Source organism: Hymenobacter sp. B1770 (genome assembly GCF_049896385.1).
GTDB lineage: Bacteria > Bacteroidota > Bacteroidia > Cytophagales > Hymenobacteraceae > Hymenobacter.
The window spans coordinates 72,624-89,186 of sequence record NZ_JAFCUF010000006.1; the positions used below are offsets into that span (position 1 = coordinate 72,624).

A 16,563-nucleotide genomic window follows, 5' to 3' on the forward strand; every position below is an offset into this window, starting at 1 on the left:
CGCTGCGCGCTGCATCACGTGTAAGAGAGTGCTGCTTACCTTCCTGTGCTCTTTCAGGGCAGCTTGAACTCGTAGAACCCGCCTTCTTCGGTGCTGATTAGAAGGGTGTTTTCATCCTGAAAGACGGACCCTTCCGTTTGGCCGGTACCGGCGAGGTCTAGCCGACGAGGCTTGGCCTTGAGAATTTCGGCCCAGGAACTGCCATCCAGAATGAACAGCTCGCCCCGACCCAGCAGCACAAGGCGGCGCCCACTGGGACTGAGCGCCGCGTCGGTGACGCGGCCAGGAACAGCGATGCTGCCCACACGTTTGGCAGTGTGGGTGCCGGGCTGGTCGGGCACGGTATACACGTTGCTGGCTTGCTCCTGCTGGTCTTTGGTGAAAAGCCAGACCTTACCGTCTTGCCACACAATGGCTTCGCAGTCGAAGTTGCGCTGCTTTTTCTTGGGTGGAAACTCGTTTTGGTCGGGGTAGGTGAACTTGATGACGCCAATTTGCTGCGGGCTGGCGGGGTTAAAACGCAGCAGGCGCAGGTCGGTGCGGTCGGAGTTGTTGTTGCCGCAGTCGCCGATGAAGTAGGTGCCCTGCGGGTCGCGGGTTAGGCTTTCCCAGTCCTTGTTTTTGGCCCCGATGTTCAGTTGATTGGTCACCTTGCCCGTGCCATCAATTTGGTAAATGATGGGCGGGTTGCCATTATCACCAAAAGTGTAGTAGGTGCCGGGCTGAGGGCCAGGGGCCAGGCCCGAGCTTTCGGAAACGCCCTCGAGGGTGCCCAGGCGACGCAGGCCGGGCACGGCAGCATCAATCATGCGGTTCTCTAGTGATTCCTTGTCTTTCTTCTTTTTCTTACCGGTTTTGCCCTCAGGCGCATCGGTTGATGCTGCGGTTTCGTCGGAGTTGGCTTGTGAGCAAGCGGCGGATGAGAGTAGAACGGCGAGTGCTGCGGGCAACAATGGGAATAAGCGCATCGAAAGAATCAAGCAGAGGGTGAATGCAGCCTATACGAAAGCCACCTGCTATGGTACGGGCAAGCGAAGAACTGGCCGGTGGCAGGGGCTATTAAATCGGCAATAAGCCCCGGACTGCTAACTCTTCCCGGAACTACGGAACGGGGTCGAAGCCGTGGCCACCCCAGGGGTGGCAGCTGGCTATGCGGCGCAGGGCCATGCGCCCGCCGCGCCACGGGCCGTACTTGGTGATGGCCTCGGCCGCATACGCCGAGCAGGTGGGCGTGTAGCGGCAGCTCGCCGGGGTGAGCGGCGAAATAAAATTCCGGTAAAACCAGACGAGTGCAAGAAAAAGGGCGCGAAACAGCCGGGACATAGGAGTGAAGGTAAATGCCGAGCGGCTGATGAATGTGTAGGTAGTAGCCCGATGGTGCAGGTTTGGAACGGGCTACTTCGGCAGCGCATTCAGCTCTGCCTTCCACTGTTTCCAATCGGGCATAAGCCGCGTTTGCAGGTCATAAAAGGCTTTGGAGTGGTCGCCCACCAGCAAGTGGCAGCACTCGTGCAGCAGCACATAGTCGAGGCATTCGGGCCGGGCCCGTACAAGCTCCGGGCTGAGACGAATGCGGGCCGAGCGGGGTGTGCAGCTGCCCCAGCGGGTGCGCATGGCGCGCACAAACAAGGCGGGACGGGTCAGGTTGAATTCCGCAAAGCGTGGCCACACCCGCTCCAGCGAATCGGCGAAGTGAGCGCTGGCCTGGCGGGCGTACCAGGCATGGAGCAGGGCTTCGGCCTGGGCAGGCGTGGGGGTAGTGGGAGTGGCAAGCACCAGCTCTTCGCCGGCGAGGGAGACGGTAGCGCGGGGGGCTGATTCGAAGCGCAGCCGGTAAGGCTGGCCTTGGTAATATTGGGTGCTGCCGGCTTCAAAGCGGCGGGAAGGAGCGGGGGCCGGGCGGCTGGCAAAGGTGGCCTGGTGCTTCAGAATCCAGTCGGCTCTTTTAAGAACTTGCTGGGCCACCCACTCGGCCGAAATTCCGGCTGGGGCGCTTACGTGCACGCTGCCATCGGGCCGAACGGCAAAGCCGATGGTGCGGCGCGACCGAAAGACAAGGGTGTAGCTAAGGGGTTGGTTTTTATAAAGAAGCGTTTCGCGGCGCGGCGCGGCAGAGAAGGAGCGGGGCATAAGGCGGCAAGTTCGGCAATGGGGCCGAATAGCATAACCACAAACCCCAACAAAATAATTTCGGCAGCAAGCTCAGCCATTTGCCAGCAGCGTGTTACCTTCCCGGCATGGTGTACTGTGGGCCTCGGGTTCTTTTATTTTTTAGCTTTTTTTTAGGATGTTTCAACTTGGTGCCGGTTGGCTCGGCAGCGGCTCAGGGCAATGGCCCCGGCGTGCGGGGCGCCCGGGCGGCCTCGTTGGGCAATGCCTCGGTGGCGCTGGCGGGAGAGGTCTGGAGCATGGGCAACAACGCGGCGGGCCTGGGCGAGATTCAGCAGCCCACAGTAGGCTTTTATGCTGAAAACCGCTACTTCAGTCCGGCCCTGAACGTGGGCGCCCTCACGATTGCGTTGCCTGTTGGACGCACGCCGGGCGCGTCGTTTGCCACTGATGGCACGGTTCCAACGCAGGCCCTGGTTGCTCCGGCACAAGGCTGGGCCCGCCACGGTGTGGTGGCCTTCGAGGCTGTGCGCTTCGGCGGCCAGCTTTATAACGAAACCCGGCTAGGGGTTGGCTACGGCTACCGCTTCGGGCAAATCAGCCTGGGCGGACGCGTCGATTTATTGCAGGTAAGCATCGAGGGCCTGGGCAGCCGGCGCGTGCTGCTGGGCACGTTGGGCGGGCAAATTGAAGTAGTGCCCCAGCGGCTAACCTTCGGCGCCTCGCTCTACAACTTCAGCCAAACCCGGCTGGCCAGCTACCAGGACGAGCGGGTGCCCACCGTACTCAAAGCCGGCCTGGCTTACCGCCCCAGCACGCAAGTGCTGCTCGTGGTTGAAACCGAGAAAGATGTGGAGCGAGACGCCAATTTCAAAGCCGGGATGGAATATCGGCCCGTGCCCGTACTGGTGGCCCGAATGGGGCTGGCTACTCTCACCGAACAAGCCAGCGCCGGCATTGGCGTGCTGGCCGGCGCTTTCCAGATAGACTACGCTGCCGCATTTCAGCAAGCGCTGGGCTTTAGCCAGCACCTGAGCGTGAGCAAATCGTGGGGCAAGTGATTTTTAATTACTAATTCTCAATTATTAATTAAAAAATCAGAGATGATAAAACGCGCTACTTTTAATCTAAGTCAATACTTAGAGCGAATTAATTATTTGTTTAATAAATGCAGGATTCTGATTGTCGGGTTATTAATTATTAACGGCCAATTATTAATTAATAACCCGGTTTCCGCTCAGGAATATGTGCGCCGGGCCCCCGACCTGGACCGACTTACGCAGGAGTTATTTGCCGAAATACAGTCGGACCAGGTGCCTTACGAGGACCTCTACGAAACGCTGCTGCAGTATTATCAAACCCCCATCAACCTCAACACTGCTACCCGCGAAGAGCTGCGGTCGTTGCTGCTGCTGAGCGAAAACCAGATAACCACCCTGCTTCGGCACCGCGAGGCCAACGGCGACCTGCTGAGCGTGTATGAGCTACAAAGCATTGAAGGCTACGAACTGCGGACTATCAACCGCATTCTGCCCTTTATGAGCGTGCTGAGTAGCAATCAAAATGCCTCGCGGGGCTCGCTGTGGCAGCGCATTGCCAGAGAAGACAACAATGCCCTATACCTGCGCTACGAACGGGTGCTGCAGCAGCGCCGGGGCTACACGCCGCCCACCTTGTTTCAGGGACGACCCACCACGCGCTACCTCGGCTCGCCCGATAAGATGCTGATTCGCTACCGGATGAGCCACACCAAGGATTTCAGCTTGGGCTTTGCGATGGAAAAAGACGCCGGTGAGCCCCTGACCTGGAACCCGAAAAACGGGCAGTTTGGCGCCGATTATGTGTCGGCGCATTTGCTGCTGCAAGAGCGGGGGCGGCTGAAAACCCTGGCGCTGGGCGACTACCAGCTGCAGTTCGGCCAGGGCCTGCTGCTATCGTCGGGCCTGGGCGTGGGCAAGGGTGCCGAAACCATTACCACCCTGCGGCGTTCGTCGGTGGGCGTGCGGGCTTATTCCTCGCTGCTCGAAAACTCGTTTTTTCGGGGAGGCGCGGCCACGGTGCAGGTGACGCCCATGGTGCAGGCCACGGGCTTCGCCTCGCATAAGAACGTGGATGCCAACCTGCAGCAAGCACAGGATTCCTTGGCGCAGTTCGATGAATTTACGTCTGGGCTGCTCTACACGGGGTTTCATCGCACGGCCTCCGAAATAGCAAACCGTCACCAATTGGCCGAAACGGTTGGGGGCGGCAACTTGGGCTACACCAGCCGCAATGGCAACCTGGCCGTGGCGGCCACCGGCGTATTTACTCACTACGGCACTCCGCTGCTGAAGCGCGCCGAGCCTTACAACCGGTTTGAGTTCAGCGGCAAGCAAAACCTGGCGCTGTCCCTGAACTACAGCTATGTGTGGCACAACCTGTTGCTCTTTGGCGAAACAGCCCGGAGCAGCAGCGGCGGCCTGGGCACCGTGAACGGCCTGCTGGCCAGCCTGGGCCCCACCGTGGATGCGGCAGTGCTGGCGCGGCACTACGACGCCAATTTTCACACCATCTACGGTAATGCTTTTGGCGAAAACACCCGCAATATCAACGAAACCGGCGTTTACCTGGGCCTGAAAGTGCGGCCCGTGGCTAGGTGGGAAATATCGGCCTACTACGACCAATTTAGTTTTCCCTGGCTGCGCTACCGGGCCAGTGCCCCCACCCATGGCCACGATGCCTTGCTACGCCTGGCCTTTACGCCAGCCAAAGCCAGCCTGCTTTACATGCAGCTGCGCCAGCGCCTCAAGCCCCGCGACCTGCCAACGGATGGCCAGACCCGCCCCATTCCGTTGCCCGGCCAGCAGCTGCGGCAGAGTGTGCTGATGTATTACAACGTGGCGTCCACCACTTCCCTGGAATTGCGCACCCGCGTGCAGGCCTCGCGCCTGCGCGACGACGACGGCCGGGCCTGGCGGCGTGGCTACGTGCTGGCTCAGGACGTGAGCTACCGCCTTAGCCCGTCCCTCAAGCTCACGGCCCGCTACTCTCTTTTCGACTCCGACGACTACGATACCCGCCAGTACGTGTATGAGCAGGACGTGCTGCTGGCCGTATCCATCCCAGCCCTTTATGGCCAGGGCACACGGATATATGGCATTGCCGAACTACGCGTTAATCGCGCCATCAGCTTCTGGCTGCGGTACGCGGAGACGCGGTATCGGTACCAGAACACGGTGGGAACTGGACTGGAAACCATCCAGGGGCCGCTGCGCGGGGAAGTGAAGGCCCAGATGCGGGTGAAGTTTTAAGCAGACTAGATGCTGCCTTGTCATTGCGAGGAGGCACGACGAAGCAATCCGTCCTCTCAGAGCGACCAACCCTGAGAGGTGAAAAGCCCCAGCATTGCTCAGTGCTTGGTCTTTACCCACATTTTACGGTTGTCGGGCAGCGGATTGTTGGGCGCCGGAAATCGTTGCTCCGACAAGCGGTCAGATCGGAGCAACGACCTAAAAAGTAAAAAGCCCCGGCACTGCGCAGTGCCGGGGCTTTTTACTTTTTAGGGTTGGTCGCTCTGAGAGGACGGATTGCTTCGTCGTGCCTCCTCGCAATGTCGGATACGGTCCTAGCTCTCGGTCTTGAGCAGCACCGCTTGTGCCTTATCAGCAATGCTGATTTTGCGGCGGAAGTCCAGGTAGCCGGCGTAGGCGGTGCGGGGCAGTTGGGCGCGCTTTAGCTCCAGGCGGCGGGTGTACTGCACGGTGCCATCGGGCAGGGACTGGTACTGGCAGGCGTAGGTGCCATAATCGGTGCTGAACTGAACAGCGACGGGCAAGGTCTCGGCCCGGAAGCCGGCAGGCAGGTGCAGGCGCACGGTGTCGGCGTGCAAGCTGGCGCGGGGCAGCCACACGGCGGCCTGGCGCTCGCCTACCTGCGTGGGCAGGGCGGGCAAACGGCTCAATAAGTTAGCATTGATGAACACGCGCTTGCCGCTGGGCACGGCAAAGCCCGGCAGGGAAAGGCCTAGCGTTTCAACTACGCCCGGGGTAGGGCTGGCCGGCGTGGCCGCCAGGTTGAATTTGGTGAGGGTGAACGTGGGTAGCCGAAGGCGGTCGGTTACGTACTTTTTCTGTTCAGCGGGCCCCAGCTCGTGCAGCAGCTGAGAGTAGAAGTCTTGCTCCTGGCCGGTGCGCAGAGTGCGGGCCGTGGCGGTAGCCCCGCCCACAGCGTCTAAAAACAAGTCGATGCGGCGTACTTGGCGGTTTTCGGCGGCGCCGTAGCGCGGGGTAGCTACCAACTGGCCGCCCTGAGGCGTGAGCAGCAGCGCATGGCGGTTGCCGGTGAAGCTACCCATGTAGCCGAACGGGTTGGTTTGGCTGGTGCATTCCAGCCACAGCGTGTCGGGCCGGCCGGCTTGGGCCATGGGCACGCACAGTATGGCGTGGTTGAACTGGGAGCTGGGAAAATCCGGGCGCAGGTCGGGGCGGTCAGAGCCGGCACCCACCAGGGCCACGTAGGACGGCACGCCGGCCGCGGCCAGCAGCGCCTTGGTGTAGTTGCTCAGCGCCTTGCAGTCGCCGTAGCCGTTGCCGGCCACCGAGCTAGCAGGGAAGGTTTGCCAACCGCCCAATCCAAGCTGCACCGAAATGTAGCGCGTGCTGCCCTGCAGCATGCTGTAGATGCGCTGGGCGCGGGTGCGAGCATCGGGGGCGTCCTTAACCAAAGCAGCCACTTTGGCCAGGATGGCCGGCGGGAGCTGGTCGCGGCCCGCATTCAGCTCATAGTTCCACTGCCCAAAGCTTTGCCAGCTGGCGGCGGTGCCTTTGTGCCCTTGCACCTCGAAAGCGGCCGGGGCCAGCACCACGGCCGGGGAGGTGTAGGCCAATGGCGGCGCAACCTCCTCGTCGTCAAGGGCGGGCAGGTTGGCCAGCTGCCACTGGTATATTTCCTGGTTGCCGGCGGTGGTGTGCGCTACGGTAGTGCCCCCGGGCAACTGGCGCTCCTGGTAGCGCAGGGGGAGGGTAGTGGGGGTACTCACGCGGAGGGTCGCGCTTTGCACAGCAAGGCCTTCTTCTTCCTGCGGTTGCCAGTCAGGGTAGAACAGGGTGTTGTCCGATACTATTTCGTAGTCGAATTCCACCGTATACGGCCCCTGGGGCTGGCGCAAGTCGGCATAGCGCACCCGCACATCGGTCATGAAGCTGCCGCCGGCGTCGCCCATGCCCTGGTCGTGGACTTCGGCAGCGCGGAGTTGGTGCAGCAGGCGGCCGCTGGCATCGTACACGGCGCCGCGCAGGTAGCTCACGGTATTGAGGGCGTCGTAGCCTACAGAGTGGCGGCCGAAGTTGTCGCCAGCCGCGTCAAGCACGGTTATCACTCGGTGCACGGTGTGTACCAGCCGCCCCGGCGATTTAATGGTAACTACTTCGTCGTCGGCGCGGAGCACGGCGTGAGCTCCTTCGCGTAGCGACGCTGGAATGTCTTCTACGGCGTACTTCGGGGCGGGAGGGCTGGAGTTTAGTAACAGGAAGCTGCTGAGTGGCAGCGCAGCAATGAGGGGTAGCAGTGCTTTCACGGATAGGTAAGTCTTGACTATAAAAGATAGGGCCGAAAGAAAGGCGTGCTGCGCAAAGCCTAGCCCGGCGTTTGGTCTGTTTATGCAGGCAGCTATACCTTTTTCTTAGCCACCAGCTTCTCGCCATGCTTTTCTAGCATCAGGCGATAAAACTCGCGCAAATGAGTGTATTCTTCGGCCGAATAAACCGGTTTCCGCAGGTTCAGGCGGCTGGTGAGCTGCACCGTGCCGGGCGTAGTGGCCGTGACGTTGTAGAGGAAGCGGCCGCCCCCATTGGGCAGCTCAACCACGGTGGCCTTAGGCGTTTCGGCCAGCTCGTAGCCTTCGGGCAGGTTCAAGGTTATCATGGTGGTTTCGTCCCGCAGGGCACCGAAGTCGATGGGGAAGAGGCGCTCGTCGTGCCGGAACGGATTCTGCTCGCTGCTGAAATCACGCAGCGGGCTCAGGTACAAGGTGCCAGCCGTAGCGTTGTCATCGGCGGGCTGGACAAACTCATAGTCCAAAGCCAAGGGCTTGGCCACGTTGTCGCGCTCGACCACTGCAAACTTGGGCAAGGTCCAGCCGGTGTGGTGGCTGGTGAGCTCGGCGAAGTATTTTTTCTCGCCCAGGCGGCTAATCTCCTTGCGCACATCGGCGGCGGCGTAGCCGCCATGTTCTTCGTGCACCTTGCCCGCTAGCCCGCCCTCGGCGTCCAGCGTCAGATTTATTTGCTGGTAATGCACGTAGCGCTGGGTAGGGGTAAGGTCGACCCAACGCCCTTCGTTGGCGTTTTTCATGATGAGCCGGCCGGTTTGGTTGAGGCAGCGCTCGGGCAGCACACCGCAAGGCAGCAGCGGCTCGGTGGCATCCACCAGCAGCTCCTTGCCGTCGGGCATCGGCACCAGGGCTACCACGTAATTGAAGCGGTCGAGCATGGGCAGCGACTGGTTGACGCGGCCGTGGCTGCGGGTGCTCAGCAACAGGGGGTGGGCCGGGACTCCGGCAGTGCGCAGGGCCGCGATGAGCAACAGGTTGACATCGGCCGAAGTACCCCGGTGGGCTTCCAGGGCCTTGCGGAGCGGGCTCGTGGTTTTGTATCGGTCGGTGCCGTCGTAGCGCACGGCGGCCATCACCACTTGGCGCACGGCCGCAGCCCGAGCTTCGGTATCGGGATATTTCGCCACCAAGGTCACCACTTGGTCCTTGAGCAAACTGCCGCGGTCGAGCTGCATGCCAAAATCGTCGTCGCTCAGCAGCTCTGTGTTAATCTTTTCCCAGGTGCCGGCCACGTTGTTATAGGCCTGGCCCGGAAACCGCACGCCCGCCAGCTGAAAATTGAGCCGGGCCACGTAGTCTTCCGACGTGGTCATGTAGGGCTCGTTGCGGAACCCGGGCACGTCCTTCATGGCCCATTTGTAGCTCATGACGTGGGCCGTGGCAGTGGCGCTGCTGGGGCCTTCCCGGGAGGTGCTGAAGCCACCGCCAGTAGTGGTGCCCGCGTAGCGCTCCGTGAACTGCGTTAGGTTTTCTTCCTTTGTTTGCACGGCCAGGGAATGATACCCCTGCAGCAGCATCTTGTAGTCAAAATACTCCGGAATCGAGGCCCGAAACTCGCTCCAGCGCGTGGGGATATCGCGTTGAAAAGACCAGTCCTGGAAGTTAAAGAAGAAGTCCGACGTCACCGTGTAGGCGTACTCAATCACCGAGCCTTCGCGCACATCGGGCAGCGTGAACTTGCGCACCCGCACGTTTTGGGTGCGCTCCTCGGTGAAGGTGTTGCTGCTTTCCAGCTTCGTTTTCTGCACCTGCCCGTTTACCAGGTTGTAAGTAAAGCCGCGCAGGGCAGAGAGTTTTTCCTCGTTGGTGGCCCGATGATAGAGCGGCACCTGCACGGTGGCCACATCGTAGCCCGATTTTTTTAGGATTTTGATGCGGGTAATGCGTTCCGACACCAGCTTGAAGTCGTTGCTGATGTATTGGAAGGTGGCGGTGCCGTAGTCACAGAGCACCACGGCAGAGGCCGCGCTGTCGGCCACAAAGGGCGCGTTGGTGAGGTCTTTGGGGTCGGGCTTGCCAAACTTAATGGGCTCGGACTGGGCCTGTGCAGCAAAGCTGCTCAGCAGGGCTGCCAGGGTTGCGGGGTAAAGTAGAGGTACTTTCATGCAAAAGGAAAAGAAGGAGTGAGGGAATAGAAGTAAGGCGCCTAAAGCTAGGGGCAGCATGCTGAATGGCAAGCACTAAACAAAGCGTTTTCCTGCTTTTGCGGCGCGGGCTCAGCGGCTAGCTTTTTTCTGAATAGCGAGTTTTTCGCTCTGGCGGGCCAGTAGCAGGCGGTACAGCTCGCGCAGGTTGGCGTAGTCTTCGGCCGGATACACGGCATTGGGCAGGGTGAGGCGGCTAGAAAGATGCACCACCCCGGGCAAGTTGTTGCTGACACTGTAGCGGAACCGACCACCTTCCCGGGGCAGGTCGACCACGGCAGCCTTGGGCATTTCGGCCAGCTCATAGCCCTCGGGCAGGGTGAGGTTCACGATAAGTATTTCATCCTGCGCCGCGCCAAAATCGACGGCGAAGGCCCGGGATTCTCGCCTGAAAGGATTTTGCCCCGAGCTAAACTCACTAAGTGGGCTTAAGTAGAGGGGACCAGTGGCCGGCTCTCCGACCACTGGTTGGCGAAACTCGTAGTCCAGTGTCAGGGGCTTATCGGGGTTGTCGACCTGGCCCAGGGTCAGGGTGGGCAGGGCCCAGCCTTCGTGGCGCTGCCGCACTCCCGCCAGGTATTTTTTCTCTCCCTGCGTGGCCAGCTCGGTGCGGGCATCGGAGGCAGCGTAGCCCCCAAACTCCTCGTGGACCTTGCCGCTGAGGCCACCCTGGGCATCCAAGGTCATGTGCACTTGCTGAAAATGCACGTGGCGCTGGCCAGGCACCACGTCTACCCAGCGGGCCTGGGCCGGCACCTTGCTCACGAGGCGACCCACGCGGTTGAGGCAGCGCTCGGGCAGTACGCCGCAGGGCAGCAGCGGCTCGGTGGCATCCACCAGCAGGTCTTTGCCATCGGCCAAGGGTACCAGCGCCAGCACGTAGTTGAAGCGGTCGAGCAGCGGGTATTCTTTGTTCACGCGGCCGTGCTCGCGGGTGCTGAGCAGGAGCGGATGCGCCGCGATGCCTGCCTGCTGCAGAGCCGAAAGCAGCAACAGGTTCACGTCGGCGGAAGAGCCGCGATGCGCGTCGAAAGCCTTGCGCAGGGGCTCCAAGGCATAAAGGCGGTCGTGGCCGTCGTAGCGCACGGCGGCCATTACCACCTGGCGCACGGCGGCGGCCCGGGCTTTGATGTCGGGGTACTGCGTACTCAGGCCCTGCAACTGGTCTTGCAAGAAGCCGACCCGGCCAATGCGCCCGCCAAAGTCTTCCATGCCCAGCAGCCGCTCGTTTATTTTATCCCAGCTGCCGGTCAGGTCGCGGTAGGGAACGTCGGGCCACTGCTCGCCGGTCAGCTCAAAGTCCAGCCGGGCCGTGTAGTCCCGGGCGGTGGTCATGTAAGGCTCCGGCTGAAACGCGGGCACGTTTTTCAGCACCCACTGGTGGTCTTCGGTGGTGGCGCTGAGGGTCATGTTGCCCGCGCTCTGGCCGGTGCCCAGGCCTCCCTGCACGGTTCGGTCGAGGAGCAGGCTGACCGAGCCCACGCTCATCAAGTTGACATCGGGTGGCCTAATGCCTTGGTACAGGATGTTGTACTTGTAGAACGTGGGAATGCTGGACCGGTACTCGCTCCAGCGCACCGGAATGTCGCGCTGAAAGGTCCAGTCCTGAAAATTGAACAGGAAGTCCGAAGTCAGGGTGTATGCATACTCAATCACGGAACCCTCGCGCACGTTGGGCAGCGTGAATTTCTGCACCTGAAGGTGGGCCGTGCGCTTTTCGATGAAGGCACCGCTGGCCTCCAGCTTGGTTTTCTCCACGTTGCCATTCACCAGGTTGTAGGTGAAGCCGCGCAGGTTGAAGACCTTCTCCGAGTTTCCGTCGCGGTGGTACAGCGGTATTTCTACGGTAGCTTCCTCGTAGCCCGACTTTTTCAGGATTTTGATGCGCGTGACCCGCTCAAATACCACTTCCAGGCCATCGCGCTTGCCCCGCATGCGCGAGCGGCCAAAGTCGCACAGCACCACGGCAGCCGCAGCACTGTCGGCCACGAAGGGCGTGGCCGTTAGGTCCTGCTTGTCAATCTGGCCGTATTTGATGGGTTCGGGCTGGGCCCACGCGGTTCCGGCCGCCAGCCAGCATCCGAGCAGCGCGGGCAAGCTCCGCCACCAAAGGCGGAGCAGTAAAGATGCTTGCATCAGCAGAAAAAGAGAGGGGTAGACAGTCTTTGAAATGCTAAAAGTAATCTTCGAAATCCTAAAAACAAACGGGTTTTGGGCTCGATAATCATAGAAAGCAGTTATTTATTCAAGACTGAAAATAAATAACATTCGCGGCCATTGGCCAACGGGCTGCCGTGCTGTGCCACTAAGCACAACAGGCGCGGGATGGACGTGCTAATGGGTAGGCCCTAAGCCAAAGGCTTGCAACTAGACCACCTCCTCGGGCGACGGCTCGGGGGCAGGCTGCGGAATGATTTCCGCCACCATTGGCCCCGTCGATTTCACACTGTATAAGTACACCACAGCCACGAGCACGCTCGCCAGGCTCATGCCGTGTACATAGGGCAGACGGCCCGGCTTGTTGGCAAACAGCCACCCCGCCAGCAGCGCCCCCACGCCAATGCCAATTTCGAGGGCGATGTACATGGTGGCCACGCCGCGGCCGCGGCGCTCGGGGTGGCTCAGGTCGATGGTCCAGGCGTAGAGCGAGGGCGAGTTGAGGCCCATGCCCACGCCCATCACCACCGACGCCGCCAGAAACCACTCCACCGTGGGCGACCAGACCAGCAGGGCCAGCCCCACTGCCAGTATGCCCGCCGATACCCGTAGCACCGGCACCCGCCCGTGGATATCGGACGACTTGCTAGCCACGAGTCGCACCGCCAGCGAAGCCACGGTGAGAAAAACGTAGAACAAGCCCTTGGTAGACCCCTCGAGCCCTAGCAGCCGGCTCTGGTCGGGCACCACGGTGAGCATGGCGCCGTAGGGAAACAGGCACAGCATGGTGACAATGGCCGGCGACATCACGCGCGGCTCCAGAATCTCGCTCCACTTCAGCTTTAGCAAGCCTAGGCTGAAACGCTGCCGCTGGGCCTCGGGCAGGGTTTCGGTGAGGGTGCCCTGCACCAACAGCGAGAGCAGCGCCACGGCACTCGAGCAATAAAACATCGTGTTCAGGGTGAACGTCTGGGCTATCCAGGAGCCCAGGGCGGGCCCGAAGGCCAGGCCCAGTGCGCCGGTCACGCCCAGCAGTCCCATGGCCTCACCGCGCCGCTCCAGGGGCACTATGTCGGCGATGAAGGCCGCCGTGCCCGTGGGCTTGAAGCCCGTGCTGAAGCCGTGCAGCAGCCGCAGCGTAAGAAACCCCGTCACGGTAAGGGCCCAGGGGTAGAAAAACCCGCACAGAAAGCACACCAGCGAGCCGAATATCATCACCGGAATGCGCCCCACGGTGTCGGCCAGCTTGCCCGAATACGGCCGCGAAATAGCCGCCGTGAGCGTAAACAAGGCAATGATGTAGCCCTTATACTCGCCGCCGCCCAGCCGCGACAGGTGGTCGGGCAGCTCGGGCAGCAATAGGTTGAAGCTAAGAAAAAAGAGGAACGACGAAAAGCACATCAGCCAGAAGCCGATGGAGTAGGGTCGGGAAGCAGAAGTGGCCATAAGAGGCCGCAAAGGTCGGCATTTTGCCGGTGCCAATAGTATTGGAATATTATCCTGCAGGCGCAGGTTTAGCGCAGCGTGACCCGGGCCAAATGGGGGAAAGCAGAGCAGTGGGTCAGTCTTCGTCGCTAGTAGTATTGCCGTCAGACGCTTGCGCTGTACCGGGAGCTGGCTCATCGGTGGGGTTCTGGCTATTCATGCCGATGCGCTGGGCGATGCCTTCATCCGGCGGGCCGTAGTCGCCACCGCTGTAGCCCCCGGTGAAGGGGTTGCCCTCGGCATCGAAGTGCCGGCCCGACAGGTCTTCGCGTCCGCCGCTGGTGCCCAGGCCACCGCGGTGCCCGCTCTGGTCGTAGCCGCGGTCTTCGTCGCCGTTGAAGCCTGCCCGGCCCAGTCCTTCGCTTTGACCTACTGCACCGTAACCGTCGGCGGAGCCGCTGGCCCCTTGGCGGCGCAACTTATCAAATTCAGACCCCAGTTGCCCTCCCGCCTCCATATTCCCGGAGTTATTGTCGGGGGTGTGCGGGCGTGGGCCCTCGCCGTTGGGGTTGCCGTCGGCCTGGGCCATTACCGAAGAAAAATCCTTGGGGTCGTCCTCCGGCGCGGAGCCGGGGCCTTGGTCAGCCCCCAGCCGGGCCGGGTCCGTGGGGCGGTGTAGTTCGTCGTTGGGGTCCGAGGAAGCCGTCATGCTCACGCAGGAGTTAAGTGATGGAAAAAGTCGCCGTCAGAGATACTTGTCGTGCGCGGAAAGGTTATGCCGAGCTTGTGCCGGACATGTGGCGTTCAGATACGCAGCTCGTTGGTGGTGCAGCGGTGACTACACCGGGTGTGCAGAAAGTAGCCCCAATGGTGCCTCACTTTTCAGGGTTTAAGCTCAATCGTTTTCAATCTCTTTTGTAAATAAATCAAAGAAGGAATGTGCAAACTGAGCTGTGCCGGTGGAACACAAAGCGTATTTCGGTTTCATTTACCCATCGTTATCATTGACCCATCCTTGCCTGCTGCCGAATAGGCAGCCCGCGCCAAGCGCCAACGTCACGCCGAATGGGGCTTGGCGGTTGCACCGTTGGGGCAGTGAGCCCATGCGCTTACTGCTCGAGGAATTGCAGCAGTACATCGACGGAGACGTCGGGCTGGACGAACTGGCGAAGCAGAGCGTCGCGCAGGGACGGCCCAGCAAGTTTTGCAGCCGTGGCCCAGCGGGAGCAGTTTGCCGGCTAAGCCGGTGCCGAAGCGGAGTGTTTCTGGTTCACACCCACTGGCTCGGACAATAATCAGGCGTATAAGCTGCGGTGAATGTGCTCTACCTCGGCAATCACCTGCGGCAGGCTCAGGTCGCCGGCGATGTAGCGTTGGCAAAGCTCTTTCGCAAATGGCCCCAGCTCCCGGTTTTGCTTTGTGTTCCAAGCAAATGCGCGGTCCATTAGGGCTTTGCGCTGGGCACGGGTTTTTTCTTGCGGACCAAATTGAGGGGTAGTAGACATGCCTTCAAATGTTGGTAAGCGCCCACATACGGATTGTTGTGGATACTAGTTTTCGGACCGTGCCCTCTCGTTGCGCTCCGGCTACTAGGTTTCTACTGGGTGATGCTGATGCCTTCGGCAGGGCTATGGCAACGGCATCCGGCGTTAGCGTGCCCGCAGGATGATGGCCGATTTGTGCTGTTCCGTGGGGGTGCTGCCAGGCGAATCGCCCGGGCCACCACGGGCTTTTCGGTACGCCAGCAGTCTCCAAGCTGCCCTGTTAATAATGAAATATTTCCAGAGAATAGGTGAAATATCTATAAGAATTTAGAATTTATAAACTTAGTTTTAGTATATTCAAATCCCTGAACTAACCCTTTCTGCCTATTTCGCACCTATACCATCTCGCGCCTACATGAAATATATCAAGCAACTGGATGCGATGAGAGCAATCGCCATCCTGTTTGTGCTCTGCAATCATTCGCTGCCGAAGGAGCACATCCTGTTTCGCATTTCAGACAGGGTGTCCGGGCCCGACGTATTTTTTACCATCAGCGGATTTCTAATCACGGCCCTGTTGCTGAAAGACCGCAAAGCCCTGGACTTGCAACAGTACCGCAAGCGCGACGTGTTCAGGAATTTCTTTCTGAAAAGAGCGTTCCGAATATTCCCGGCCTACTATCTCATTGTGCTGCTGGATTGCCTGCTGCAAGGGGCACCCGCCGCTGACTACCGGAGCTACCTGAACTTCACCAGCAATTTTGTAATCTATCAGAACCAGCAGTGGGGACGCTTATCGCATTTGTGGACCATGGCAGTCGAGCAGCAGTTCTACCTGCTGTGGCCGTTTGCCATGGTGCTGATGCCCCGGAAGTGGCTGCTGCACACCATTATTATTTTCATTGCGGTAGGGTGCTACAGCCGGCACGTGTTGCCACCTTCCGACTTTAGACACGTGCTGCCGCAGACCTGTTTCAACGCCCTGGGCATTGGGGCCCTGCTGGCCTGGGTGATTGTGGAGAAACCCGAGTGGTTTGGCAAGGTGTATCTGGGGCTATGCGGATTGGCTGTGGCGTGTGCGGGCCTGATGGTGGGAAAAATAGCGTTTGCTATTCACCTGCCCTTTTTGAGCCAACGCACCCTGGTGGCGGTGCTCGTTACGTGGCTGATTGGCTACTTCGTGGCCCATGGCGATAAGGAAGGCGGCGCTTTGGGCGTGGTGTTCAACAACAAGTTTCTCATCCTGATTGGCAAAATGAGTTATGGCATCTATCTATACCATTTGTCAATTCTTTATATGGCGTTTCCGCTTTTAACCTGGCTGAATCGGCACCTGCCGTTTTCTGAAAATGCAGCCGTGAGCCACCGGCTGCTTTTGGCGGAGTGCATGACGCTGATTTTTGTGCTGGCGTGGTGTTCGTGGAAGTATTTTGAGATGCCAGTCAATGCGCTGAGCAAGCGCTTGGTAGTGCCGAAGAAGAAGGAGGCTGCGCCTGTACTGGTAACGCTCGAGGCAGTTCCGCCGCTGCTGGAAGGTGCCGTGGTTTAAAAGCAGAGGGTGCTGCGTTTTGCCCAATTCAGGCACGTACTTGCCAGCCCGTGGGCAGTCATGGCCCCAAAGTCCGCAAGGCTAACCGTTGGGATATGATGCCCT

At 60.3% G+C, this 16,563-nt stretch carries 12 protein-coding genes; 3 read left to right on the top strand and 9 right to left on the bottom strand.

Annotated elements, in window-relative coordinates; all coding sequences use genetic code 11:
- Positions 1–53: 53 nt before the first annotated feature.
- From ACP7AJ_RS13260 to ACP7AJ_RS13270, 3 genes are all read right to left on the bottom strand, one after another.
- A complete protein-coding gene (locus ACP7AJ_RS13260) occupies positions 54–968 on the bottom strand; it encodes a hypothetical protein (protein ID WP_426060689.1) in 915 nt (304 codons plus the stop codon).
- Between the two features lie 133 nt (positions 969–1,101).
- Positions 1,102–1,323, bottom strand: a complete 222-nt coding sequence (gene yidD, locus ACP7AJ_RS13265; RefSeq protein WP_426060690.1) for a membrane protein insertion efficiency factor YidD — start codon at positions 1,321–1,323, stop codon at positions 1,102–1,104.
- A gap of 72 nt (positions 1,324–1,395) precedes the next feature.
- Positions 1,396–2,130 carry a M48 family metallopeptidase gene (locus tag ACP7AJ_RS13270; RefSeq protein ID WP_426060691.1) on the bottom strand — a complete coding sequence of 245 codons (735 nt, stop codon included), beginning with the start codon at positions 2,128–2,130 and terminating at the stop codon, positions 1,396–1,398.
- A 167-nt stretch (positions 2,131–2,297) separates the two neighbouring features.
- Here ACP7AJ_RS13270 and ACP7AJ_RS13275 point away from each other — a divergent pair, with 167 nt between their 5' ends.
- On the top strand, positions 2,298–3,170 hold the full coding sequence (locus ACP7AJ_RS13275) for a hypothetical protein (protein WP_426060692.1): 873 nt from the start codon (positions 2,298–2,300) through the stop codon (positions 3,168–3,170).
- 186 nt (positions 3,171–3,356) lie between these two features.
- A complete protein-coding gene (locus tag ACP7AJ_RS13280) occupies positions 3,357–5,399 on the top strand; it encodes a hypothetical protein (RefSeq protein ID WP_426060693.1) in 2,043 nt (680 codons plus the stop codon).
- Positions 5,400–5,713: 314 nt separating this feature from the next.
- On the opposite strand, the gene ACP7AJ_RS13285 is transcribed toward ACP7AJ_RS13280, so the two are convergent.
- The 6 genes from ACP7AJ_RS13285 to ACP7AJ_RS13310 all read right to left on the bottom strand — a co-directional run bounded on the left by ACP7AJ_RS13285 (position 5,714) and on the right by ACP7AJ_RS13310 (position 14,930).
- A complete protein-coding gene (locus ACP7AJ_RS13285; protein ID WP_426060694.1) occupies positions 5,714–7,663 on the bottom strand; it encodes a DUF3857 domain-containing transglutaminase family protein in 1,950 nt (649 codons plus the stop codon).
- 92 nt (positions 7,664–7,755) lie between these two features.
- Complete coding sequence (locus tag ACP7AJ_RS13290) at positions 7,756–9,804, bottom strand: DUF3857 domain-containing protein (protein WP_426060695.1); 2,049 nt, start codon at positions 9,802–9,804, stop codon at positions 7,756–7,758.
- Between the two features lie 111 nt (positions 9,805–9,915).
- Positions 9,916–11,979, bottom strand: coding sequence for a hypothetical protein (locus tag ACP7AJ_RS13295; RefSeq protein ID WP_426060696.1), 2,064 nt, complete (start codon positions 11,977–11,979; stop codon positions 9,916–9,918).
- 231 nt (positions 11,980–12,210) lie between these two features.
- A complete protein-coding gene (locus ACP7AJ_RS13300) occupies positions 12,211–13,446 on the bottom strand; it encodes an MFS transporter (protein ID WP_426060697.1) in 1,236 nt (411 codons plus the stop codon).
- A gap of 115 nt (positions 13,447–13,561) precedes the next feature.
- A complete protein-coding gene (locus ACP7AJ_RS13305; protein ID WP_426060698.1) occupies positions 13,562–14,134 on the bottom strand; it encodes a hypothetical protein in 573 nt (190 codons plus the stop codon).
- Positions 14,135–14,720: 586 nt separating this feature from the next.
- Entirely contained in the window at positions 14,721–14,930 is a 210-nt protein-coding gene (locus tag ACP7AJ_RS13310; protein WP_426060699.1) for a hypothetical protein, read from the bottom strand.
- Between the two features lie 394 nt (positions 14,931–15,324).
- Here ACP7AJ_RS13310 and ACP7AJ_RS13315 point away from each other — a divergent pair, with 394 nt between their 5' ends.
- Entirely contained in the window at positions 15,325–16,458 is a 1,134-nt protein-coding gene (locus tag ACP7AJ_RS13315; RefSeq protein ID WP_426060700.1) for an acyltransferase family protein, read from the top strand.
- The last annotated feature ends 105 nt before the right edge of the window (positions 16,459–16,563 follow it).